We start from the raw sequence: 22166 nt of genomic DNA on the forward strand, positions 1-22166 counted from the left end.
CACGTCTGCGCATGTCTCCATGCGGTCCGTGCGAGCCGCGGGTCCGTGGGTGCGTACGGGGCGGGGCCCGCACCTCCTTCGGGCATCGCTGCTGTCTGTCGGTCGGTCGGTTCCGGTCGGCCCGGGCCGCCGGGCGTCTGAGGGCCGGTGGGTCTTCGGCTCACACCACCCGCGTCACGGCGTACCGCGCGGCCAGGACCTCGCCGTACACGGCCTCGGTGGCGGCCGCGACCCGGTCCCAGCCGTAGCGGTTCAGCACCCGGCGGCGGCCGGCCGCCCCGCACCGCTCCCGCAGGGCGGGATCGGCGAGCAGGGCGGCGACCGCGCGGGCCAGGGCCTCCGGGTCGCCGGGCGGCACGAGCCGCCCCGTGCCGGGGTCCGTGACGGTGTCCAGCTGTCCGCCCACCGCGCTCGCCACCACCGGCCGGCCGCAGGCCATCGCCTCCAGCGGCACGATGCCGAACGGCTCGTAGTCGGCGGGGCACAGCACCACGTCGGCGCTGCGCAGCAGGGGCGCCATGGCCTCGCGGGGCACGGAGCCGGTGAAGCGGACGCGGTCCGCGACCCCGGCGTCCCCGGCGAGCCGCCGCAGTCTGCGCACCTCCGGGTCGGCGTCGAGCCGACCGGGCGCGGGGCCGCCGACCACGACGAGTTCGGCGCCGGGCAGCCGGGCCAGGGCGGCGACGGAGACGGCCGCGCCCTTGCGCGGCACGAGCCGCCCCACCTGGAGCAGCCGGTACGGGTGCGGGCCCCGCTCGGCGACCGGCCCGTACGGGGTGAACTGCCCGGTGTCGACGCCGCACGGCACGATGCCGACGCGGTCGGCGGGTATGCCCATCGCGCGCAGCTCGGCGGCCTCGTCGCGGCAGGTGGCGACGATACGGTCGCAGTCCAGGCCCACCTCGCGCTCGCAGGCGATCCGGGAGCGGGGACTGGTGTCGGCGTCGCCCTGGTGGCGCCGCTTCACCGTGCCCAGCGCGTGGTAGGTGTGCAGCAGCGGCAGCCGCAGCTCGCGCGCGCCCGGCAGCGAGGCCAGGCCCGACATCCAGAAGTGCGAGTGCACCAGGTCGGGCGCGCGGCTGCGCCACCGCTCGGTGAGGTGGCGGGCGAACTGCGGGACGTACGGCAGGAGTTCGTCCTTGGGTATCTCCTCCGGCGGACCCGCGGGCACGTGGTGCACGTCGACGCCCGCCCGCAGGGGAACCAGCCGCGGCAGGCCGGGGGAGTCGCGGCGGGTGTAGACGGTGACGTGGTGGCCCCGGTCGGCCAGGGCGCCGGCGAGCCGCGCGACGTGGACGTTCTGCCCGCCCGCGTCGACGCCGCCCAGCGCGGCGAGGGGACTCGCGTGCTCCGAGACCAGCGCGACGGACAGGGGGCCCGTGGGGCCGGGGCTGTACGAGGTCATGAGCGCACCTCCGCGATCAGTTCTTCCCAGTCGGCCAGGAAGCGCTTGAGGCCGTACCGTTCGAGGGCCGCCTGCCGGGCGCGCGCGCCGTCCTCGGCCGCGGCCTGCGGTTCGCGCAGGTAGTGCCGGGCGGCGTCGGCCAGCACCTCGGGCCGGGTGGAGAGGGTGCCGCAGCCCGCGGGCACCGCCTCGACGGCCTCCGTCGTGGCGAGCGCCACGACCGGCATGCCCAGGTGCATCGCCTCCAGCAGGGACAGGCCGAGCGACGTCCAGCGCACCGGGTGCAGGTACAGCCGGCGCTGCGCCATGGCCGCGTGCAGCCGCTGCTGCGGCAGGTCCATGCCGCGGCAGTGGCTCGGGGGCACGCCGAGGCGCTCGCCCAGGTGCTCGGTGCGCATGCCGAAGACGTCGAGCGGCACGGCCTGCGACAGGGCGGGCAGGAGGTCGGTGCCGGTGTACCGGCCGCGCCGGACCGGCTCGTTGACCACGACGGCGGCGCGCTCCAGGTGCCCGGTGTAGAGGTGGCCCGGGTCGACGATGCCGTGCTCGACCACCCGGGTGCGCGTGCCGCCGTTGTCCCAGAACAGCCGGTTGAAGTACGTGACGTGCACGAGCGTGACGTCGTCGCGGTCGGCGCAGGGGTGCCGGGTCAGCGGGACGCGGCCGTCCGGCGCGTTGTGCTCCAGGTACACGGCGGGCACGTCGCGGCCCGGCCGTCTGCCGCCGAGCCACCGCTCGGCGAGCTCCGCCTCGTGCGGGCGCTGCAGGACGACGAGGTCGACCTGCGCGTCCCGCAGCTGCTCGGGCGTCCGCTCCACGACCGAGTCGGGCCAGGGGAACGTCCGGGCCCGGCCGAGGCCGTCGGGCCCGCGGTCCGGCGTGACGGGCACGAGGTAGGTGTGCGGCCCCTGGACGAACGACGTCGTCCACGACCCGTGCACGTGCCACAGCAGGATGTTCATACGGTCGCTCCTCGCTCGGTGTCGGTTGTGCCGGACGGCCCCGCTCGGCCCCCCGCGTGACCGTCGCGGCCGTACAGCGCGGCCACCGCGGCGACCACCTCGGCGTCGCCCACCGCGTCCAGGCAGGGGTGTCCCGGGACGGGGCACCGGCGGGCCCGGCTCCCGGCGCACGGTGCGCCCCGGTCGCCGAGCAGCACGTGCGGCACGCCGTACGGCCGCCACCGCTCCGCCGGCACCACCGGCGCGAACGGGCAGACGACGGGCGTGCCCACGGCGGCGGCGAGGTGCGCGGGCCCGGTGTTGCCGACCACGGCGACGCGCGCCCGGGCCAGCACGCCCGCGAGCTCGTGGAAGCCGGTGACACCGCCGAGGTCCAGGGCGTGGCCCCCGGAGACCCGCGCGGTGAGGTCCTTCTCGGCGGCCGCGCCGGTGACCACCACGCGGTACCCGGCGGCGGTGAGCGCGGCCGCGGCGCGCGCCGCCCGGCCCGGGCTCCAGGCGCGGGCCGGGACGGCGGCGCCGGGATGCAGCACCACGTACGGGTCCGCTCCCGTCAGGTGCGCGGTGTCCGGGGGAGCGGTCACGCGCAGGCCGCCGTCGTCGCCGGGCGGCAGCCGGAACCCGGCGTCCCGCGCCAGGTCGAGGGCGGCCTGTGCCTCGTGGCGGTGGGGCAGCCGGTGGTGGCGCAGGTCGAGCAGGGCGCCGGGGTAGTCCTCGCTGTCGGCGGCGGTCCGGCCGACCCCGGCGAGCTTCAGCAGCAGCGCGGCCGGCAGCGGGCTCTGGTGGTACGAGACGAGGACCAGGGCCCGGTCGTAGCGCCCGGCGGCCAGGGTGCGCACCAGGGCGAGGGTCTCCTCGCGGGAGACGGCCGCCGGGTCGAGCCCGACCCAGGGGGCGTCGAAGCACAGCACCTCGTCCACGCCGGGCAGCAGCCGCGCGGCCGGCAGGCCCTGCGGGCCGCACAGCAGGGCGGTGTGCGAGGACCCGGCCGCCACCGCCCGTACGGCGGGCCCGGCCAGCAGGACGTCGCCCGCGCTGTCCAGGCGGACGACCAGGGTACGGGGACGGATCATCGCGCTCCCTCCGCCGTGGCCGTACGGCCGGGGACCGGTGCGCCGTCCAGGACCAGGCGGACGGCGTCGAGCAGGGTCGGCGCCGTCTCGGCGGCCGCCGCGACCTCCTCGGCCCTGGTGACCGCGGTGGGCACCAGCACCCCGCGCGCGCCCGCCGCGCGGGCGGCCGTCACGTCCGCGCCGATGTCGCCGACGACGACCGTGCGGGCGGGGTCCGCGCCGAGCCGCGCGCAGGCCGCGCGCACCAGTCCCGGCGCGGGCTTGCGGCACCCGCAGCCGTCGCCGGGCCCGTGCGGGCAGACGGCCCACACCGCGAACGGCCCGAGCAGCTCCTCCACCCGCCGCGCCACGGCCTCGACCTGGCGGTGGGTCAGCAGGCCGCGGGCCACGCCCGACTGGTTGCTGACCACGGCGACCGGCACGCCGCGGGCCCGTACGGCGGCGACGGCCTCCCGGACCGAGGGCAGGGGGACGACCAGCGCGGGGTCGCCGTTGTAGGGGACGTCGGCGACGAGCGTGCCGTCGCGGTCGAAGAGGACGGCGTCGGGCAGCGCGGCGCCGTGGGACCGGGGGACGGGCGCCGCTGCGCCGCCCGCCTCGAACAGCCAGGGGCCCGCCGTCCCGCCGGCCGGGGACGGCCGGCGGGACGGCAGCGGCGGGCGGGCCGCGGGGCGCCCGGTCACGGCAGCACCCGGTCCTTCGCCCGGTGGTGCGGCGCGGGCGGCGGCGCGGCGCCGGCCGGAGGCGTCCACGGCTCGGTCCTCCGGTGGACGAACCGCCCGCGCAGCCAGTGCCAGGCGGCGAGGGGCGGGATGAGGGCGCTGGTCAGGACCATGGAGACGACCTCGTCCCGGTCGCGCGGGCCGGGGGCGATCCGGGCCGCCGCGAACTCGGCGGTGCCCGCCAGCCAGCCCGCCGCGCACGCCAGCGCCGGGCCGCGTCCGCCGAGCGCGGCGCAGGACAGCGCGCCGAGCCCGGCCGCGGTCACCGCGAGATGGCGCGGCAGCCGGCCGCGCGGCGCGGCCGCGCGCTCCCACCAGTCCGGCCCGTGCAGCCGCGTCATCAGCACGTCGTCGGCGTTGCCCCGCTGCGCCCGCACCGAGACCCAGCGGTCGGCGGGCCGCACGGGGTGCGTGGTGCGGCGCTCGCCCGCCGCCACCGTCCAGCCCGCCGCCAGCACCCGCAGGGCGAGGTCCGCGTCCTCCCGGAAGGCCCGCCGGAACCGCTCGTCGAAGCCGCCGACGGCCTCCAGGGCCGTACGCCGGTAGGCCATGTCGGCGGTGATCCAGCGGGCGGTCTCCAGGCCCGCGGTGTTGCGCTCCCAGTCGGTGGGGCGCCGGTGCGCGGGCAGCGGCACGGTGATCCGCGCGGTGACGGCCGCCGTGCGGCGCGAGGCCGCGGCCAGGTCGCGGGCCAGCCGCTCGCCCCAGCCCGGCCCCGGCACCACGTCGTCGTCGAGGAAGACGATCCAGGGCACGGCGGGGGCCGCGCGCCAGCCGGCGTTGCGCGCGGCGGCCGGCCCGCGCCCGCCGCCCGCCACGACGGTGGTCAGCCCCACCAGCCCGGGCGGCACGTCGACGGGGAGCGGGCCGCGCGTCAGGGGCAGGTCGTCGACCAGCACCACCCGCGCCGGCGGGGGACCGCCGGCGGCGGCCAGCGCCCGCAGGCAGGCGCCGAGGCTCGGCCGGCCCAGGGTGGGGATCACCACGGCGTACTCGGGACGCCCGGCCCCGCCGCCCGCCGTCACGCCGTGGCCCCGTCGTCGCAGACCCCGAAGAAGGCGGGGCGCCGGACCGCGTACGGGCCGATGGCGAGCAGGTCCACGGGGGAGGAGCCGAAGCACTCCAGGGCGTCGCGCGGGTCGTCGACCATGGGCCGCCCCGCCGTGTTCAGACTGGTGTTGACGACCACGGGCAGTCCGGTGAGGCGCTCGAAGGCGGCGAGCATCCGGGCGACCAGCGGCTCGGCGGCCGGGTCCACGGTCTGGATGCGGGCGGTGCCGTCGACGTGCACGACGGCCGGAATGCGCTCGCGCCACCCGGGGGCCACGTCGTGGACGAACAGCATGTACGGGCTCGGCATCGGCCCGTCGAAGATCTCGGGGGCCCGGTCGGCCAGCACCATGGGCGCCACCGGGCGGAACTGCTCGCGGCCCTTCACGTCGTTGAGGCGCTCCAGGTTGCCCGCGTGCCCGGGGTGGGCCAGCAGGGAGCGGTGGCCCAGCGCCCGCGGCCCGTACTCGGAGCGGCCCTGGAACCAGGCCACGATCCCGTTGTCCGCGAGCGTGCGCGCCACCGTCTCCGCGATGTCCGCGGGCCGCTCGAACGGCACGCCCGCCGTCTTCAGCCATGCCCCGATCTCCGCGTCCGACCAGTCGCGGCCGAGGTCCGCGCCGGTCATGCACCCCACGTCCTCGCCCGCGCCGGCGGACAGCAGCAGGGCGCTGCCCAGCGCCGTGCCCGCGTCGCCGGCCGCGGGCTGCACCCACACCCGGGAGAAGGGACCCTCGCGGGCGATGCGGGAGTTGGCCACACAGTTGAGCGCGACGCCGCCGGCGAGGGTGAGCACGCTGTCGTGCGTGCGCCCGTGCAGCCAGCGCACCAGGTTCAGCAGGGTCTCCTCCAGGACCGCCTGCGCGCTGGCCGCCACGTCCGCGTGGTCCTGGGTCCACGGCTCGTCCGCGCCGCGCGGCGCGCACAGCTCGTGCCAGGGCACGGACGCGGCGCGGAACCCGCCGTCGCCCGTGGCCCGCACGTGGCGGCGCAGCTCGGCCAGCATCCGCGGCCGCCCGTGCGAGGCCAGCGCCATCACCTTGAACTCGTCCGAGGAGCGCAGGAAGCCCAGGTGCTCGGTCAGCTCCTCGTAGACCAGCCCCAGCGAGTGCGGCAGCTCCTGCGCGTACAGGGGCTCCAGGCTGTCACCGGTGCGGTGCGCGGCCAGGTGCGAGGCGCGCTCGCCGCGGCCGTCGAGCACCAGGACCGAGGAGTCGCCCGCGTCGGGCGCGGCGAAGGCGCCGGACGCGGCGTGCGCCATGTGGTGCGGCACGAAGCGGACCTTGGCCGGGTCCAGGCCGGGCAGCGCGGCGGCGAGGAAGTTCGGGGCCTCGCGCGCATAGGTGAGCCGCAGGTGGTCCCACGGGTCGTCGAGCCCCATGGCCTCGGCGGGGCGGGCCAGCTCCGGGTCGAAGGAGTACGCGACGACGTCGAGGTCCTGCGGGCGCAGGCCCGCCCGCTTCAGGCACCAGGCGGCGGCCTTCTCGGGCAGCTCCCAGGCCGAGAACGGCAGCGGCCGCTTGCCGTGCTTGCGCCGCGAGAAGCGCTCCTCCTCGGCGGCGGCGACGGTGCGCCCGTCGATGACGAGGGCGGCGGCGGGATCGTGGAACAGGGCGTTGATTCCGAGGATGCGCATGACAGTCCCATGCCTTTCGGCGGGTCGGGGCGACCCGGTCGGTGGGGGAGCGGCGGGCGGGACCCGGCGTACGGACGGGTACGGCGGGCAGGGGCCTTCAGCCGTCCATGTGGGCGCGGAACCAGTCGATGGTGCGCCGCAGGCCCTCCTCGGCGGGCACCCGCGGCTCCCACTGGAGCTTGTCGCGGGCCAGGGTGATGTCCGGGCAGCGCACGGCCGGGTCGTCGGTGGGCCGCTCGATGAAGCGGATCCGCGACGACGAGCCGGTCAGGTCGATGACCACTCGGGCCAGTTCCAGCATCGTCAGCTCGTCCGGGTTGCCGATGTTGACCGGGCCGCGCATGTCGTGGGCGGCCATGGCGAGGACGCCGGCCACGGTGTCGTCGACGTAGCACAGCGACCGGGTCTGCAGCCCGTCGCCGGTGACGGTCAGGTCCTCCCCGGCCAGCGCCTGCCGGACGAACGTCGGCACGGCGCGCCCGTCGTACCCCCGCATCCGGGGGCCGTAGGTGTTGAACAGCCGCACGATCGCGGTGTCGACGCCGTGCACCTCGGCCTCGGCGGTGGTCAGCGCCTCGCCGAAGCGCTTGGCCTCGTCGTACACGCTGCGCGGCCCCACGGGGTTGACGTTGCCCCAGTACCGCTCGTTCTGCGGGTGCTGCTGCGGGTCGCCGTACACCTCGGAGGTGGAGGCCAGGACGAAGCGGGCCCCGGCGGCGCGGGCGAGTTCGAGGACGTTGCGGGTGCCGAGGCTGCCGGCCTCCATGGTGTGCAGCGGCAGCCGCAGGTAGTCGGCGGGCGAGGCGGGGGAGGCGAAGTGCAGGACGAGGTCGGGGGGACCGTCGATGTCGAGGGGCTCCGAGACGTTGGCCCGTACGAGGGTGAAGCCGGGCCGGTCGCGGAGCCCGGCTATGTTCTCGGGCCGTCCGGTGCTGAAGTCGTCCACGCAGGTGACGCGGGTTCCGGCGGCCAGGAGCGCGGAGCACAGGTGTGATCCGACGAATCCCGCGCCGCCCGTGACGACGGCGTGCTCCCAGACGCGTGGGGCTGCGTTGCTCATGGTCTTCTCCTGACGTCGGCAGCCGCCGGAGGACCGGCACCGCGGTGCCGGGGCCCGGCGTCGCGCACCGCTTCCGTGGTCGCGGTCCGCGCTCCGTCGAACGGAGCGGCCCGAGCCGTCCGGGCCTGCGCCCAGACTCGCCCCGGCCCCCCGCCGGGGGCGCGGCGGCACGGGCGATCGGGTGAACCACGCACCGTGAGCGGGCCCGCCGCGGGCGGCTTCCGCCCAGGTCAGGAGGGATTACGGGAAGGTGTCACCAGGTGTGGGGCCGCACGGTGCCCAGGACACGCGTCACCGCGATCTCGACGACCACCCGCTCGGGGTTCGGGCGCGGCTGCCGGTACCGGGCGGCGTAGCGCCGTTCCGCGTCGGCGACGGACGCGGGGTCGTCCCTGACGACGGCGGTGCCCTCGAGGGTGGACCAGCGGCGGCCGTCGACCTGGCTCACGGCGACGGTGGCGCCCGGCCCGGCGGCGCGCAGGTTGCGGACCTTCTTGCTGCCCGCGCTGCTGATGACGCGGGCGGTCCGCGTCGCGGGGTCGTAGGTCACGCCGACGGGCACGAGGTGCGGGGTGCCGTCCGTGCGCGGGGTGGTGAGGAAGCAGACCCGGCGCTCCCGCCAGAACTCCTCGAAGGGGTCGGCGGGGGTGGCTGCCGCAGCCGTCATGAGGTGCCCTTTCTCGCTGCTCAGGGGGATTCCCCCCTGGACCGTACCGGCCCCTACGCCACCCGGATGCCGATGATGCAGGTGTCGTCGTCGGTGTCGGACCGGCTGTAGGTGAGCAGTCGGTCCAGTTGCTGGGCCAGGCTCGGCGCCTGCCCCCGGGCCGTCTCCAGCAGGTGCGACAGCGCCTCCTCGACGGACAGGTCGCGGCGCTCGATCAGACCGTCCGTGTACATCAGCAGGGTGTCGTCCGCGGCGAGCTGGACCTCGGCCTCCTCGTACGTCGTCTCCGCCACCGCGCCCAGCAGCAGGCCCCGTACGAGGGGCAGCGGCTCCGCCTCCGCGTCGCGGACCAGCACGGGCGGCAGGTGCCCGGCCCGCGCCCAGGTCAGCGTGTGCCGCTCGGGGTCGTACAGGCCGCAGACGGCCGTGGCGGTCACCGCGCCCGTCAGGTGGTGCGCCACGATGTTGAGCCAGGACAGCAGCTGGGCCGGGCCCGCGCCCGTGACGGCGAGGCCGCGCAGCGCGTTGCGGAGCACGACCATGCTGGTCGCGGCCTCGATACCGTGCCCGGCCACGTCGCCGACGCACAGCAGCACCTTCTTCGAGGGCAGGAGGACGGCGTCGTACCAGTCGCCGCCGACGAGCTGCTCGGTCTCGGCGGGCCGGTAGCGCACCGCGAGCTGGAGCTGCGGGATCTCCAGCGGGGCCTGGGCGGGCGGCATGATGGCGTGCTGGAGCTGGAGGGCCAGGCGGTTGCGCTCGGCGGCCTGCTGCTCGGTGTGGGCGAGCTGGTCGCGGGTGGCGGCCAGGGCCACCTCGGTCCAGTGCTGGGACGAGATGTCCTGGTAGGCACCGCGCAGGACGAGCAGCCGGTCGGCGGCGTCGAGCACCGGCTCGGCCACCACCCGCATGTGCCGGGTCACCCCGTCCGGGCGCTGCAGCCGGAACGCCGCCGACGCGGGACGCAGATGGTGCAGCAACGTCCGCAGGAAGCGGCCGATGGCGACCGCGTCGTCGGGGTGCGCGTGCGCGGCCAGCTCCTTCAGCGGTACGGGCGTGCTGTAGGAGGGCCGCCCGAACAGGGAGAACAGCTGGCTGTTCCAGGTGATCTCCTCGGTGACGACGTTCTCCTCGAAGCCGCCGATCCGGCCGAGCCGCTGGGCGTTCTGCAGCAGGCTGGCCAGCCGCGCCGCCTCGTCCTCGATGCGCCAGATCAGCAGCACGCTGGTGCCGTGCCGGCTGACGTGGATGTCGGCGACCGCGGACAGCGGCACCTGCTCCACCAGCGCGGTGAGCGTCATGCGCTGGGCGGCGAACGGCTCGCCCGTCGCGTACACCCGCTCGATGTGCTCGAAGAGGCCGCTCTGCCCCGCGGCCATCGGGTAGGCCTCCAGGAGCAGGGACCCGTTGATGGTGTTGCGGGGCCGGCCCGCCGGGTCGAGGAAGCGGCCGTTGACGTAGTGGATGCGGAAGTCGACGAGTTCGCCGTCGTCGTCGGCGTGCGGGACGAGCACGAGGGCCGGGTCGTGCAGGCCCTCGGCCAGGTGGACGAGTTCCAGCACACCGGGCTGGCTGCGCGCGGAGCCCAGGGCGGGCGCACCGGTCACCGGCGTGTGCGTCTCCAGGGTGTGCGCGCACAGGTCGGCCAGGGCCTCGATCTGCCGCACGATCTGCGGCGGCTGCGGCGCCAGCGGCGACGGCCAGACGATCTCCAGGACGCCGTGGATGCGCCCGCCGGTCCCGGCGGGCACGGCCACCCGGCCGCCCTCGGGGTACTCCGCGCGCCCGATGGAGGGCATCCCGTCCTCGGCGGGCGAGGCGAACCACTGCGTGCCGCGGTGCGTCAGCGCCTGCCGCGCCACCGTCGCCACGCCGGGCGGTACGTAGCACCAGCGGTCGGCCTCGGCGGCGGAGAACCCGGCGCTGCCCGCCAGCGACAGCGAGCCGTCCGAGCGCGCGGCCCACACCGCCACGGCGCTCGCGCCCAGCGGGGCCAGCGCGTGCTGGAGCAGCGAGTCGGCCACGGCCTGCGCGTCGGCCGCGGCCAGGGCACCGCTCTCCGCCGTGCGCAGCCGGACCGCGGCGGGGGAGGAGCGGCGCGCACGGGCCCCGCCCTCGCCGTCGGTGACCAGCTCGGCGGCGATCTCCGACACCCGGTCGCGGGCCGCCTGGTTGATGACGTCGACGGCGAGTTCGAGCGGCGTCACCCCGGCCTGCTCCGCCAGCGACCGGAGGCGCTCGGCGGCCTCGGCGGGGCCGAAGCCGAGGCGCTCGATGAGGATGCCCTTGGCGAGTTCGAGCAGCGCCCTGCCGTCCGCGGCGGCGTGCGCGGCCCCCACCTCGTGGCGCAGCCGTTCGACGGTCGCGGCGAGCCGGCCGACGGCCGAGCCGTCCGCGGCCCGCGCGACGGACGCGGCGGGGACGGCGGGCTCGGCCCGGCCCTCTCCGAGGGCCTCGTGGTCGGGTTCGTGCGGGGTGTTCACGGTGGCGATGCTCCTCGGGCGTGCGGACGGTGCCGGGCGGGACGGCGGACCCGCGCCCGGGGCGCGGGTCCCCGGGCGCGGGCCCGCCTCACACGGTCAGCCAGCGCCGTACGCAGGCGATGAGGTCGTTGGCGTCGACCGGCTTGGTGACGTAGTCGCTCGCTCCGGAGAGCAGGCTCTTCTCCCGGTCGCCGGGCATCGCCTTGGCGGTGACGGCGATGATCGGCAGATCGGCGTACCGCGGGTCCTGGCGGATCTCCGCCGTGGCCGCGTAGCCGTCCATCTCCGGCATCATCACGTCCATCAGGACCAGCGAGATCTCCGGGTGGGCGAGGAGGGTGTCCACGCCCTTCCGGCCGTTCTCCGCGTGCAGGATCCGGAAGCCGTGCAGCTCCAGGATGCCGCTGAGCGCGAAGAGGTTGCGGGCGTCGTCGTCGACCACCAGGACCGTACGGCCGGAGAAGGAGTCGTCCACCACCAGCGACGGCTCGGGCTGCGGCTTCTCCGGGCGCACCAGGGGCAGTACGTCCCCGGGCTCCTCGGCCGACAGGTGCAGGGCGATCCGCTCGCGCAGCTCGTCCAGGCTGGACAGGATCTCCATCGAGCGGGCCGCCGGGCGGGAGCCGAGCACCGGGTCCCGCTCGACGTCGACGCGCCGGCCGTTGTGCACCAGGACCGGCACGGACGCCAGCGCCGGGTCGCCCTCCAGGGCGTCCAGGAACCGCTTGACCTCCTCGTCCGGCAGGCCGAGGTCGAGGACCACGCAGTGGCACGGCTGGGCGGCCAGGGCCTCCGCCGCCTCCTGGGCGTCCACGGCGGTGATGACGTCGACGGCGTCCTGGGGGACGCCGGAGCCGCTGCCGCCGGCCGTCAGGTTGGCGACGGTGCTCTCGGCGACGAGGGTGAGCAGCCCGCGGGTGCGCTCCTCGACGATCATCAGCCGCCGCCTGCGCTGCGCGGCCGCGGGCGCCGGAGCGGGCAGCGCGGGCGTCTCGTCCGCCCCGCCGTTCGGCTCCACGGAGCCGGCGATCGTCGTCACCCCCGTGGCCGGGTCCTCGAAGTCGGCCCGGGCCACCGGCAGGTACAGCGTGAAGGTGCTGCCCCGGCCCGGCGTGCTGTCGACGGTGACGGCACCGCCGAGCAGGTGGGCGATCTCCCGCGTGATGGACAGGCCGAGCCCCGTGCCGCCGTACTTGCGGCTGGTGGTGCCGTCCGCCTGCTGGAACGCCCCGAAGATCGTCTCCAGCTGCTGCTCGGGGATGCCGATGCCGGTGTCCTTGACGCGGAAGGCCACGACGGCGCCGCCGCGGTGGACGTCCGCCGGGATCTCGGAGTCGACGGCCGGCTCGATGCGCAGCTGCACGCTGCCGCGCTCGGTGAACTTCACCGCGTTGGACAGCAGGTTGCGCAGCACCTGCCGCAGCCGCGAGTCGTCGGTGAGCAGGTCCACCGGCACGCCCGGGGCGGTGTCCACGGTGAAGTCGAGGTTCTTCTGCGTGGTCATCGGGCGGAAGGTGGCCTCGACGTAGTCGAGCAGCTTGCGCAGCTCCACCCGCTCGGGGGTGATGTCCATCTTGCCCGCCTCGACCTTGGACAGGTCGAGGATGTCGTTGATCAGCTGCAGCAGGTCCGAGCCGGCCGAGTGGATGATGCCCGCGTACTCGACCTGCTTGGGCGTCAGGTTGTGCGAGGGGTTCTGCGCGAGCAGCTGGGCCAGGATGAGCAGGCTGTTGAGCGGGGTGCGCAGCTCGTGGCTCATGTTCGCGAGGAACTCGGACTTGTACTTCGAGGCCAGGGAGAGCTGCTGGGCGCGCGCCTCCAGCTCCTGCCGCGCCTGCTCGATCTCCAGGTTCTTGGTCTCGATGTCGCGGTTCTGGGCGACCAGCAGGGTGGCCTTCTCCTCCAGCTCCGCGTTGGAGCGCTGCAGCTCCTCCTGCTGCACCTGCAGCTCCGTCGACCGGGCCTGCAGCTCGGCGGTCAGGCGCTGCGACTCCTCCAGGAGCTCGTCGGTACGGGCGTTGGCGACGATGGTGTTGACGTTGACGCCGATGGTCTCCATCAGCTGGCCGAGGAAGTCCTCGTGGATCTGCGTGAAGCGGGTGACCGAGGCCAGCTCGATGACGCCGAGCACCTGCTCGTCCACCACGATGGGCAGCACCTTCAGCGCGGTCGGCGCGACCTGGCCGAGCCCCGAGGAGATGGTGACGTACGCGGGCGGCAGGTCGTCGACGGTGATGGCGCGCCGGTTGCGGGCGGCCTGGCCGACCAGCGAGCGGCCCAGCGGGATGCGCTCCGGGCGCCCGGAGCCGTCGGGGTAGCCGTAGGAGCCGATGAGCCGCAGCTCGGTGCCCCGGCGGGTCTCCTCCGCCAGGTAGAAGGCGCCGTACTGGGCGGAGACCAGCGGGGTCAGCTCGTCCATGATCAGCTCGGCGACGACCGCCAGGTCGCGGTGGCCCTGCATCAGGCCGGAGATCCGGGCCAGGTTGGTCTTGAGCCAGTCCTGCTCCTGGTTGGCCCGCGTGGTCTCGCGCAGCGAGCCGACCATCGAGTTGATGTTGTCCTTGAGCTCGGCGACCTCGCCGGAGGCGTCGACGGTGATGGAGCGGGTCAGGTCGCCCTCGGCGACGGCGCTGGCCACCTCGGCGATGGCGCGGACCTGGCGGGTCAGGTTCCCGGCCAGCTCGTTGACGTTCTCGGTCAGGCGCTTCCAGGTGCCGGAGACGCCCTCCACCTCGGCCTGGCCGCCGAGCCTGCCCTCGCTGCCGACCTCGCGGGCGACGCGGGTGACCTCGGCGGCGAACGAGGAGAGCTGGTCCACCATCGTGTTGATGGTCGTCTTCAGTTCGAGGATCTCGCCCCGGGCGTCGACGTCGATCTTCTTCGACAGGTCGCCGTTGGCCACGGCCGTCGTCACCAGCGCGATGTTGCGGACCTGGCCGGTGAGGTTGTTGGCCATCGAGTTGACGTTGTCGGTGAGGTCCTTCCACGTGCCGGCCACGTTGGGCACGTGGGCCTGGCCGCCGAGCCGGCCCTCGGTGCCGACCTCGCGGGCGACGCGGGTGACCTCGTCGGCGAACGCGGACAGGGTGTCGACCATCGTGTTGATGACGTCCGCGAGGGCCGCCACCTCGCCCTTGGCCTCGACCGTGATCTTCTGCGAGAGGTCGCCGCGCGCCACGGCGGTGGCGACCTGGGCGATCGAGCGCACCTGCCCGGTCAGGTTGGAGGCCATCACGTTGACGTTGTCGGTGAGGTCCTTCCAGGTGCCGGAGACGCCCCGTACGGTGGCCTGGCCGCCCAGGTTGCCGGCCGTACCGACCTCGCGGGCGACGCGGGTGACCTCGTCGGCGAAGGCGGAGAGCTGGTCGACCATCGTGTTGATGGTGTCCTTGAGCGCCAGGATCTCGCCGCGGGCGTCCACGGTGATCTTCTGCGACAGGTCGCCGCGCGCCACGGCGGTGGCGACCTGGGCGATCGAGCGCACCTGCGCGGTGAGGTTGCCGGCCATGAAGTTCACGGAGTCGGTCAGGTCGCGCCAGGTGCCCCGGACGTCCTTCACGTCCGCCTGGCCGCCCAGCCGGCCGTCGGTGCCGACCTCGCGGGCGACGCGGGTGACCTCGTCGGCGAAGGCGGAGAGCTGGTCGACCATCGTGTTGATGGTGTTCTTCAGCTCCAGGATCTCGCCGCGGGCGTCCACGGTGATCTTCTGCGAGAGGTCGCCCTTGGCGACCGCCGTCGTCACCTGGGCGACGTTGCGCACCTGCGCGGTGAGGTTGCCCGCCATCAGGTTCACCGAGTCGGTCAGGTCGCGCCACACGCCGCCGACGCCGGGGACCTGTGCCTGGCCGCCGAGGCGGCCCTCGCTGCCGACCTCGCGGGCGACGCGGGTGACCTCGTCGGCGAAGGCGGAGAGCTGGTCGACCATCGTGTTGACGGTCTCCTTCAGCTCCAGGATCTCGCCGCGCGCGGGCACGTCGATCTTCTGCGACAGGTCGCCCTTGGCCACGGCCGTCGCCACCTGGGCGATGTCGCGCACCTGGGTGGTGAGGTTGCCCGCCATGGCGTTCACGGAGTCGGTCAGGTCGGCCCAGGTGCCCGACACCCCGGGCACCTCGGCCTGCCCGCCCAGTGTGCCCTCGGTGCCCACCTCGCGGGCCACGCGCGTGACCTCGGAGGTGAAGACGGACAGCTGGTCCACCATGCCGTTGAAGACGGTGGCGATCTCGCCGAGGAGCCCGCCGCCGTCGTCCGGCAGCCGCGTGCCGAAGTCGCCGTCCCGCACCGCCGTCAGTCCGGCGAGCAGCTGGCGCAGCTCCTTGTCACCCGATACACGACCAGTGGCCTCGGCCGTCGTCCCGCTCATGCCCACCCTCGTCCCGATCCCCAGGAAACCCCACGCCAGGCGTGGGCCGCGCCGTGTCACGGGGGGCCGTCCCCCTGACACGCCCGTGGAAATCCCGGCAGGCAGCCGACCGCCTGAAAGAGAAATACGCGGCAGATTAACCCACTGTCCGGCGGATCAACAAAGGATGACGCAGGGAGCGAAGAGGTGTTCGCTTCGAAAGAAAGTCTGCTTTTGGTAGGCATGAAAAAGCCAAAAGGGGGCATGGCCGGTCAGCTTCTGTTCGCCGGATGGTTCCGGGCGTCCGTACGGCCGAGAGAAGGGCGGGCGCGCACCCCGCGAGCACCCGCTGCCCGGCGGACGCGGTGACGTCGGCGCCCCGCGTTCCCCGCCGTACGAAGTGGCCGGATGTGTCCGTCCGGCCCGGCTCCCTCCGGTCGGAACGGGCCCGGCGTCCCGCCCCGCGCGTCCCGCGCACACGCGGGGCGGGCGGAGTGTCTCCGCCCGCCCCGCCGTCGCGTTCCGCGCCGCCTATCCGGCGGCGGAGGTGTGTGCCATCGCCGCGGGCCGTGCCTCCTGCTGGTCACCGTGCAGGTGGTACACGTTGAACGCCCGCCGGATGACCGGCTGCGCCACATTGCGTACGCGGACTCCGCCACTGGTCATACCGTGTTCGGTACCGGCGTGCGCGTGGCCGTGGACGGCCAGGTCGGCCCCGGCCGTGTCGATGGCCTCGGCGAGCAGGTAGCTGCCGAGGAAGGGATAGATCTCCAGGGGCTCGCCCGCGAGGGTGTCGGGGACGGGGGAGAAGTGGGTGAGCGCGATCCGCGCCGCGCAGCCCTGCTCCTTCAGCTCCTCCAGGCCGGTGCGCAGCCCGTCCGCGCAGCGGCGGGTGTAGCGGACGAACTCCTTCATCATGTGCTCGCCGAACTCGGTGCCGCAGCGCCCGGCGAACCCTCCGCCGAAGCCCTTGGTCCCGGCGACGCCCACCCGCGTGCCGTCCACGTCCACGACCGTGCTCCCGCCCTCCAGCACCCGCACCCCGGCGTCGCGGAGGACGGCCGTGACCTCCTCCGGCCTGTCGTCCTGGTGGTCGTGGTTGCCGAGCACCGCGATGACCGGAACGGCGAGCCCCGACATCTCCCGGGCGACCACCCGGGCCTCCTCGGGCGTACCGAGACGTGTCAGGTCGCCGGCGAGGAGCAACAGGTCCGCGCAGTCGGGAAGGGTCTCCAGGGCGGGCCTGAGCACGCCCTCACTGTCGGCTCCCATATGGATGTCACCGACGGCTGCGACACGGATCATGCCAGTTCCTCCGGGTGGTCGGGGGCGGCGGCCTCGGCCACCACGATGTCGGCGTGGACCGCCACTCCGTCCAGTTCCTCCTGCGCGATGCGCTCGATCTCGTCGCGGCAGTGCACCGAGGGCACGGTGCCCGAGACGACCACCGAGCCGCCCCGCGCCTCGACACGGATACCGAGCTCGCCCACCAGCTCCGTGGCGAGCCGCTCCTTCAGATGGGCGATGCGGTACTCGATGTTCGGGGGCGACGCCGCGGTCCGCGTACCGGCGGCGGTTCCGTCGCCGCTCGCGTGGCCGCCCGGATGCTCGTTCATGGGTCTTCCCTTCGGGGTGCGATGACCTGAAGCCGCTCCAGCAGGTAGAGGAAGGCGTCCGGCATGGGCGCGTCCCCGCAGCTGCGCCGCACCCGCTCCCAGTCGACCTTCTCGCGCAGGGTCCGCGCGATGGGCAGGACGGCCCCGAAGTCGCAGTGGTGCTCGGAGAAGGCGGCGAGCAGGCTGTGCATCAGGTCGGTGGCGGTCAGGACGGGCATGTGGACGGAGTCCACGGACAGCTCCTCGGCCCGCTCCAGCAGCTCCGCCGTGACCGGCTGGTGGGCGAGCTCGAAGATCAGGTCGATGTCCTGCCCGAGACACTTGGCCTTCAGCAGCCAGTCCTCGGGCGGGGTGAAGACCTGCAGGCCGGCCTCGGTGAGCGTGGCCGCGACCAGGTCGGCGTCCTCGGGCCGGATGCAGAAGTCGGCGTCGTGCTGGAGGTTGCGCGGCCCGCCGTGCGCGTAGACGGCGACGCTGCCGGCCAGGGCGAACGGGTGGCCCTGTCTCTTCAGCAGCGAGCCGACCTGTTTGGCCGCCTCCAGGATGGCCTGGTTGCGGTCCGGTGGCAGATCGTGGTCGTGTACGTCGTGCGCGCACCCCGCCTCGGCCACGCGGGCCGCCAGGTGCAGTCCGGGCACCGCGCCGCGTTCCTCGAGAGCCGCGTCATCCGCGCTTTGCGTCACTACTGCTCCGTTTCCCGATCGTCGCCGTCGACCGCCGGCGGCGGTCCCTGCCTTGCCAGCACCGGTACCCCACTCGCCCCTTTCGACACGGTTCCGGGTCCGGATGCGGGCGCCGATCGACACCAATGGACGTCGGGGCAGGTCACACGGTCCGCCGACGGAGCGCGGCGGACGCCGGCGAGGGATCGGGGACGGGGCGGCGCGGCGCCGGGCGGAGGCACGGCGCCGGGAGGGCGGCCGGTGTCAGGCGGTGAGCGCGCGGGTCAGTTCGGAGGCGGCCTCGGAGACGGCGGCGTCGGGCTCGTTCTCCAGGTGCCGGGCGATGCTCAGGCCGGCGCGGACCGCGGTACGGGCCTCGCGCTCCCAGCGCGCGTGCTCCGCGCAGCCGCGGGACCTCACCAGGGTGGACGCCGCGGTCTCCCACTGCCGGGCCTGGCCGATGTCCTTGAGCAGTCCCAGCACCTTGGGGCGGCAGGTGACCTGCGGACCCCGGGCGAGTTCGAAGAGGAACGGCACCACGGGGGCCGTCGCCTGGTGGACGAAGGAGCCGTACTGGCAGACCCGGTCGCGCAGGTCCTCCAGGGCGGACTCCGCGGTCGCGCTGTCCCCCCAGGCGACGAGGTTCAGCAGGCCCGGGATCGTGGCGGCGGCGGGACCGGTGGAGTCCTCCAGCTCGTTCCACGGAACCCGTCTGATCGCCTTCAGCATCCTGCCCACCTCGCTCACCCACGTCGTGCCGTGCGCGGTCCCGCCGTCGCTTCCGCCCTGACCCGGGGCGGCGGCCCCGGCGGCCTCCCGCCGCCCGGCGGGTAACGCCCCCGGTCCGGCCGCACGGGGCCCGTGGGCCGCGCGGTCCGCCGGTGCGACGACGGTCCTGTTCGGGCTGTCGTTCCCTCCTGCCGATGGCGGCATGACCAGCCCCCGTAGAGATCGGGCCGCGGTGCGGCCGCTTTCGCTTTCCGCCGCCGCTATTATCCACGGCGTCAGCATGTTCCGTGCAATTGCAGGGGAAATTGCACGGAGGCAAGTTGACGGCCGACGGCCCGTCAACTCGGTGGAACCAGGGGTGAACCGGGCGATTCGAGGGCCTGGTTCGAAATGTGAGAAGGATGGTGTCGTGCCGCAGATGAAGAACGGCGTCCCGGCCGGTTCGCTGGACGTCCGGTGGATCAAGAGCCGCCACAGCAATGCCGAGGGAAACTGTGTCGAGGTGGCCGCCCTCGCCGACGGGAGCGTGGCCGTGCGCAACTCGCGCGATCCGGAGGGCCCCGCCCTGGTGTACACGCGCGCGGAGGTCGGCGCGTTCCTCGCGGGCGCCAAGGACGGGGAGTTCGACCACCTGATGTGAACCGCCCGACGGGATCTCCCCGTGCGTAGCCGGTACATGACGGCTTGTGAGATGAAAGAATACGGTCTTGTTGTCTGCCGGAGAGCTGGAGACCGTCATGGGAGCAGATCCGCGTCGTACCGCCGGTCTCGAGCCGTACCTGAACCGCAGCGAGCCCGCCCCGACCCTGTTGAAGATGCTGGTCGGGGTGCAGTTGGCGGGCATGAGGGCGGACGCGGGCCTCTCCCAGGACCAGGCCGCCCGCGCCATCAGGTTCAGTGCCGCGAAGCTGTCGCGCATCGAGTCGGGCAAGGGGCGGCGGCCTCCGTCCGAGAAGGACGTACGCGGGCTGCTGGAGCTGTACGGGGTCGGCGAGTACGAGACGTCGGTCCTGCTGCAACTGCTGCGCCGGGCGGGCGAACCGGGCTGGTGGCAGCGGTACGACGGCCGGCTGATGCCGGAGTGGCTCGACCGCTTCGTCGGCCTGCAGGAGGCCGCGAGCTACATCCGCACCTTCGAGATCCAGTACGTGCCCGGGCTGCTGCAGACCCCCGCCTACACCGAGGCCGTCGTGCGGCGCGGTCTGCCCGCGGCCCCGTCCGGCGAGGTGCGGCGCCGGGTCGAACTGCGGATGCGGCGCCAGGAGATGCTGCGGCGCGCCGACGCCCCGCAGCTGTGGGCGCTCATCGACGAGTCGGTCCTGCTGCGGGTGCTGGGCAGCCGCGAGGTGATGCGCGAGCAGCTGGGGCATCTGATCGAGATGGCGCAGCACCCGCACATCACGGTGCAGGTCGTGCCGCTCGACGTCACCGACGCCTCGGCGCCCGCGATCCCCGTGACGTACCTGCGCTTCGGCGGCCGGGAGCTTCCGGACGTCGTCTACCTGGAGCACATCAAGAGCGCCAACTTCATCGAGGACCGCGACGAGACGGAGGAGTACCGGCTCGTCCTGGACCGCCTGGCCGACGACGCCCTGGACCCGCGCGCCACGCTGGAGCTGCTGCGGGAGACCATGGAGACGAGATACCCGCCGGTCACGACGGGCTGAGGGCGCGGTCCCGTACGGACCCACGGTTTCGAACACGGCACGGTCCTGTACGAGGCGCGGTCGCTTGCGGGGGCACGGACCCGCGGGGCGGGGCCGTGCCGTGACGATCCTTCGGGAGGTGCCCGGGGGAGGGCACGGCGCGGGAGCGGCCCCTACGGGAGGCGGCCCACACCGCCGAACTCGATCCACTCCTGCGTGAGCTGCCTGGGCGCCACCTCCGAGTCCGGGCGCCAGGTCGACACCTCGACGAGTCCCGGCTCCAGGATCTCCAGCCCGTCGAACAGGGCCGCGACGTCCTTCTCCTGGCGCACTCGGCCCCAGTGGCCGCCGGTGCTGCGGTCCATGAACTCCGTGACGAAGTCCCGTACGTGGGCGTCCTCGCTGACGAGCTGGCACATCACCATGAAGCTGCCCGGCGCCAGCCGTTCGGCCACCCGGCGCGCCAGGGCTGGCGGCCCGTCCGGTCCGTCGGGCAGGCAGTGCATCACCGACACGAACAGCGCGGCCACCGGCTGCGAGAAGTCGATCAGCCGCCGGGTGTCGGGGTGGGAGAAGATCCCCTCCGTGTCCCGCATGTCCGCCTGGATGACGGCCGTGCGGTCGTTCTGGTCCAGCAGGGCGCGGCCGTGCACCAGCACCATCGGGTCGTTGTCGATGTAGACCACGCGCGACTCCGGGTCGACGCGCTGGGCGACCTGGTGCACGTTGTCCTGCGTGGGCAGGCCCGATCCGTGGTCGATGAACTGCCGGATGCCGTAGTCCTGCGCGAGCGTTCTGACCACCCGCTGCAGGAAGCGGCGGTTGTTCAGCGCCAGCGCGCGCGTGCTGGGCACTTCCTTGTCCAGCGCGGCGCAGGCCTCGCGGTCCGCCGCGTAGTTGTCCTTGCCGCCCAAGTAGTAGTCGTACATACGTGCCGCCGTCGGCACGTTCGCGTCGATCGTCGTGGACGGTTCGTGCTGTGTGTGCGCCATCAACTCCCCCTGGCCCGAGCCGCGCCTCCGACCGGCGCGGCAGGCGTCTCATCTTAGGGAATGCGAACGCCCCGCAACCAGGGTTCAGCGGGAACGGCCGTGTGGAGAACGGGTGCTTGGCCATTCGGCATATGCGCAGGTGGCCGGGCTGATCGGGTTCCGTTCCCGGGTGGGGGCGCACGGGTGTCCGGAACGGAGCGCGCAGGGCCCGCACAACGGCTGCTTCGCGGCGTTTCCGGGCGGCGTTCGGGGTCACTCAGGGGCGAAGGACATCTCCGACTAGTGAGGTACCGATGGGTGACGCGCAGAAAGACCGCGACCAGGCGGCGCGGCTGCCGGAGGGCGACGTCGTGGCGATCCTGCTCGGACAGCACGCGAGGATCAAGGAGCTGTTCGGGGACGTGAAGACGGCTCAGGGGGAGCGCAAGCAGAAGGCGTTCGACGAACTGCGGGCGCTCCTGGCGGTCCACGAGACGGCCGAGGAGGTCGTCGTCCGCCCCGTCACGAAGGACACCGCGGGCAAGGCGCAGGCCGACGCGCGCAACGAGGAGGAGGCCGAGGCGAACAAGGTGCTCGCGCGGCTGGAGAAGATGGACGTGCACAGCGTCGAGTTCGACGCGCGGTTCGCGGAGTTCGAGCGGGCCGTGCTCGAGCACGCCGAGCACGAGGAGCGCGAGGAGTTCCCCGCCCTGCGCGCGGGGCGCACGGAGGAGCAGCTCCAGAAGATGGGCGACCGCCTGCGGGCCGTCGAGACCCTGGCGCCGACCCACCCGCACCCCGTGGCGGCCGGCAAGCCGATGGTCCAGGCGCTGACCGGGCCGTTCGCGTCGATGGTCGACCGGGCCAGGGACATGCTGAGCCGCACCTGACAGGCGGCACGCCCGGATCCGGGGCCGCGTCGCGCACCCGCGCGGCGCGGCCCCGGCCGTACGCGGGAGACATCGCCCACCGGCCGGCCCACCTGCGCGGACCGGTCCGTCCGTGCCGACCGCTCGTCGTTCGCGCAGGCCCCGCGGTTCGCCGGGCGCGACCGGACCGTCCGCGGCTGACGGTGCGCCTGCGGCGGCTGGGCCGCCCGTGCCGGTCGGTTCGCCGGGGCGGCCGGTCCGTTCGCGCCCGGC

At 74.4% G+C, this 22166-nt stretch carries 18 protein-coding genes; 3 read left to right on the plus strand and 15 right to left on the minus strand.

The window, feature by feature from the left end:
* Positions 1–160: 160 nt before the first annotated feature.
* From IE271_RS14605 to IE271_RS14670, 14 genes are all read right to left on the minus strand, one after another.
* Positions 161–1405: a glycosyltransferase gene (locus IE271_RS14605; RefSeq protein ID WP_190190705.1), complete on the minus strand. Its 1245-nt coding sequence runs from the start codon at positions 1403–1405 to the stop codon at positions 161–163.
* Positions 1402–2367 carry a glycosyltransferase gene (locus tag IE271_RS14610; protein WP_190190706.1) on the minus strand — a complete coding sequence of 322 codons (966 nt, stop codon included), beginning with the start codon at positions 2365–2367 and terminating at the stop codon, positions 1402–1404. Before IE271_RS14610 ends, IE271_RS14605 begins: the two co-directional genes overlap by 4 nt.
* Positions 2364–3440 (minus strand): glycosyltransferase family 9 protein, encoded by a 1077-nt coding sequence (locus IE271_RS14615; RefSeq protein WP_190190707.1) that lies wholly within the window; start codon positions 3438–3440, stop codon positions 2364–2366. The genes IE271_RS14610 and IE271_RS14615 overlap by 4 nt, the downstream gene beginning before the upstream one ends.
* A complete protein-coding gene (locus IE271_RS14620; protein WP_190190708.1) occupies positions 3437–4123 on the minus strand; it encodes a D-glycero-alpha-D-manno-heptose-1,7-bisphosphate 7-phosphatase in 687 nt (228 codons plus the stop codon). The genes IE271_RS14615 and IE271_RS14620 overlap by 4 nt, the downstream gene beginning before the upstream one ends.
* Positions 4120–5187, minus strand: coding sequence for a glycosyltransferase family 2 protein (locus IE271_RS14625; protein WP_190190709.1), 1068 nt, complete (start codon positions 5185–5187; stop codon positions 4120–4122). The genes IE271_RS14620 and IE271_RS14625 overlap by 4 nt, the downstream gene beginning before the upstream one ends.
* Positions 5184–6848 (minus strand): carbamoyltransferase family protein, encoded by a 1665-nt coding sequence (locus IE271_RS14630; protein WP_190190710.1) that lies wholly within the window; start codon positions 6846–6848, stop codon positions 5184–5186. Before IE271_RS14630 ends, IE271_RS14625 begins: the two co-directional genes overlap by 4 nt.
* 97 nt (positions 6849–6945) lie before the next feature.
* Positions 6946–7908, minus strand: a complete 963-nt coding sequence (locus IE271_RS14635; RefSeq protein ID WP_190190711.1) for a UDP-glucuronic acid decarboxylase family protein — start codon at positions 7906–7908, stop codon at positions 6946–6948.
* Positions 7909–8161: 253 nt separating this feature from the next.
* A complete protein-coding gene (locus tag IE271_RS14640) occupies positions 8162–8575 on the minus strand; it encodes a pyridoxamine 5'-phosphate oxidase family protein (RefSeq protein WP_190190712.1) in 414 nt (137 codons plus the stop codon).
* A 53-nt stretch (positions 8576–8628) separates the two neighbouring features.
* Entirely contained in the window at positions 8629–11067 is a 2439-nt protein-coding gene (locus IE271_RS14645) for a SpoIIE family protein phosphatase (protein ID WP_190190750.1), read from the minus strand.
* A gap of 79 nt (positions 11068–11146) precedes the next feature.
* Positions 11147–15421, minus strand: coding sequence for a HAMP domain-containing hybrid sensor histidine kinase/response regulator (locus IE271_RS14650; RefSeq protein WP_190190713.1), 4275 nt, complete (start codon positions 15419–15421; stop codon positions 11147–11149).
* 510 nt (positions 15422–15931) lie between these two features.
* Positions 15932–16705: a metallophosphoesterase family protein gene (locus IE271_RS14655; RefSeq protein WP_190190714.1), complete on the minus strand. Its 774-nt coding sequence runs from the start codon at positions 16703–16705 to the stop codon at positions 15932–15934.
* The gene (locus IE271_RS14660; protein ID WP_190190715.1) at positions 16702–17016 is read right to left on the minus strand and encodes a BON domain-containing protein; all 315 of its coding nucleotides are present in this window, start codon (positions 17014–17016) and stop codon (positions 16702–16704) included. Before IE271_RS14660 ends, IE271_RS14655 begins: the two co-directional genes overlap by 4 nt.
* Positions 17013–17645, minus strand: a complete 633-nt coding sequence (locus tag IE271_RS14665) for a nucleotidyltransferase family protein (protein ID WP_229919340.1) — start codon at positions 17643–17645, stop codon at positions 17013–17015. The genes IE271_RS14660 and IE271_RS14665 overlap by 4 nt, the downstream gene beginning before the upstream one ends.
* A gap of 297 nt (positions 17646–17942) precedes the next feature.
* Positions 17943–18407 (minus strand): hypothetical protein, encoded by a 465-nt coding sequence (locus IE271_RS14670; RefSeq protein WP_190190717.1) that lies wholly within the window; start codon positions 18405–18407, stop codon positions 17943–17945.
* A 418-nt stretch (positions 18408–18825) separates the two neighbouring features.
* On the opposite strand from IE271_RS14670, the gene IE271_RS14675 reads away from it, so the two are divergent.
* The gene (locus tag IE271_RS14675; protein WP_190190751.1) at positions 18826–19047 is read left to right on the plus strand and encodes a DUF397 domain-containing protein; all 222 of its coding nucleotides are present in this window, start codon (positions 18826–18828) and stop codon (positions 19045–19047) included.
* A gap of 97 nt (positions 19048–19144) precedes the next feature.
* Complete coding sequence (locus IE271_RS14680) at positions 19145–20074, plus strand: helix-turn-helix domain-containing protein (RefSeq protein WP_190190752.1); 930 nt, start codon at positions 19145–19147, stop codon at positions 20072–20074.
* A 152-nt stretch (positions 20075–20226) separates the two neighbouring features.
* Here IE271_RS14680 and IE271_RS14685 read toward each other — a convergent pair whose 3' ends face one another.
* Complete coding sequence (locus tag IE271_RS14685) at positions 20227–21045, minus strand: SAM-dependent methyltransferase (protein ID WP_190190718.1); 819 nt, start codon at positions 21043–21045, stop codon at positions 20227–20229.
* 293 nt (positions 21046–21338) lie between these two features.
* Here IE271_RS14685 and IE271_RS14690 point away from each other — a divergent pair, with 293 nt between their 5' ends.
* On the plus strand, positions 21339–21914 hold the full coding sequence (locus tag IE271_RS14690) for a hemerythrin domain-containing protein (protein ID WP_190190719.1): 576 nt from the start codon (positions 21339–21341) through the stop codon (positions 21912–21914).
* Positions 21915–22166: the final 252 nt, after the last annotated feature.

This window comes from Streptomyces minutiscleroticus (genome assembly GCF_014650875.1).
Lineage (GTDB): Bacteria > Actinomycetota > Actinomycetes > Streptomycetales > Streptomycetaceae > Streptomyces > Streptomyces minutiscleroticus.

Excerpts from the sequence above, each read along its gene's own strand:
- IE271_RS14605 (WP_190190705.1), bottom strand. The coding sequence starts at position 1,405 with ATGACCTCGTACAGCCCCGGCCCCACGGGCCCCCTGTCCGTCGCGCTG.
- IE271_RS14610 (WP_190190706.1), bottom strand. The coding sequence starts at position 2,367 with ATGAACATCCTGCTGTGGCACGTGCACGGGTCGTGGACGACGTCGTTC.
- IE271_RS14615 (WP_190190707.1), bottom strand. The coding sequence starts at position 3,440 with ATGATCCGTCCCCGTACCCTGGTCGTCCGCCTGGACAGCGCGGGCGAC.
- IE271_RS14630 (WP_190190710.1), bottom strand. The coding sequence starts at position 6,848 with ATGCGCATCCTCGGAATCAACGCCCTGTTCCACGATCCCGCCGCCGCC.
- IE271_RS14635 (WP_190190711.1), bottom strand. The coding sequence starts at position 7,908 with ATGAGCAACGCAGCCCCACGCGTCTGGGAGCACGCCGTCGTCACGGGC.
- IE271_RS14640 (WP_190190712.1), bottom strand. The coding sequence starts at position 8,575 with ATGACGGCTGCGGCAGCCACCCCCGCCGACCCCTTCGAGGAGTTCTGG.
- IE271_RS14650 (WP_190190713.1), bottom strand. The coding sequence starts at position 15,421 with ATGAGCGGGACGACGGCCGAGGCCACTGGTCGTGTATCGGGTGACAAG.
- IE271_RS14655 (WP_190190714.1), bottom strand. The coding sequence starts at position 16,705 with ATGATCCGTGTCGCAGCCGTCGGTGACATCCATATGGGAGCCGACAGT.
- IE271_RS14660 (WP_190190715.1), bottom strand. The coding sequence starts at position 17,016 with ATGAACGAGCATCCGGGCGGCCACGCGAGCGGCGACGGAACCGCCGCC.
- IE271_RS14670 (WP_190190717.1), bottom strand. The coding sequence starts at position 18,407 with ATGCTGAAGGCGATCAGACGGGTTCCGTGGAACGAGCTGGAGGACTCC.
- IE271_RS14675 (WP_190190751.1), top strand. The coding sequence starts at position 18,826 with ATGAAGAACGGCGTCCCGGCCGGTTCGCTGGACGTCCGGTGGATCAAG.
- IE271_RS14680 (WP_190190752.1), top strand. The coding sequence starts at position 19,145 with ATGGGAGCAGATCCGCGTCGTACCGCCGGTCTCGAGCCGTACCTGAAC.
- IE271_RS14685 (WP_190190718.1), bottom strand. The coding sequence starts at position 21,045 with ATGGCGCACACACAGCACGAACCGTCCACGACGATCGACGCGAACGTG.
- IE271_RS14690 (WP_190190719.1), top strand. The coding sequence starts at position 21,339 with ATGGGTGACGCGCAGAAAGACCGCGACCAGGCGGCGCGGCTGCCGGAG.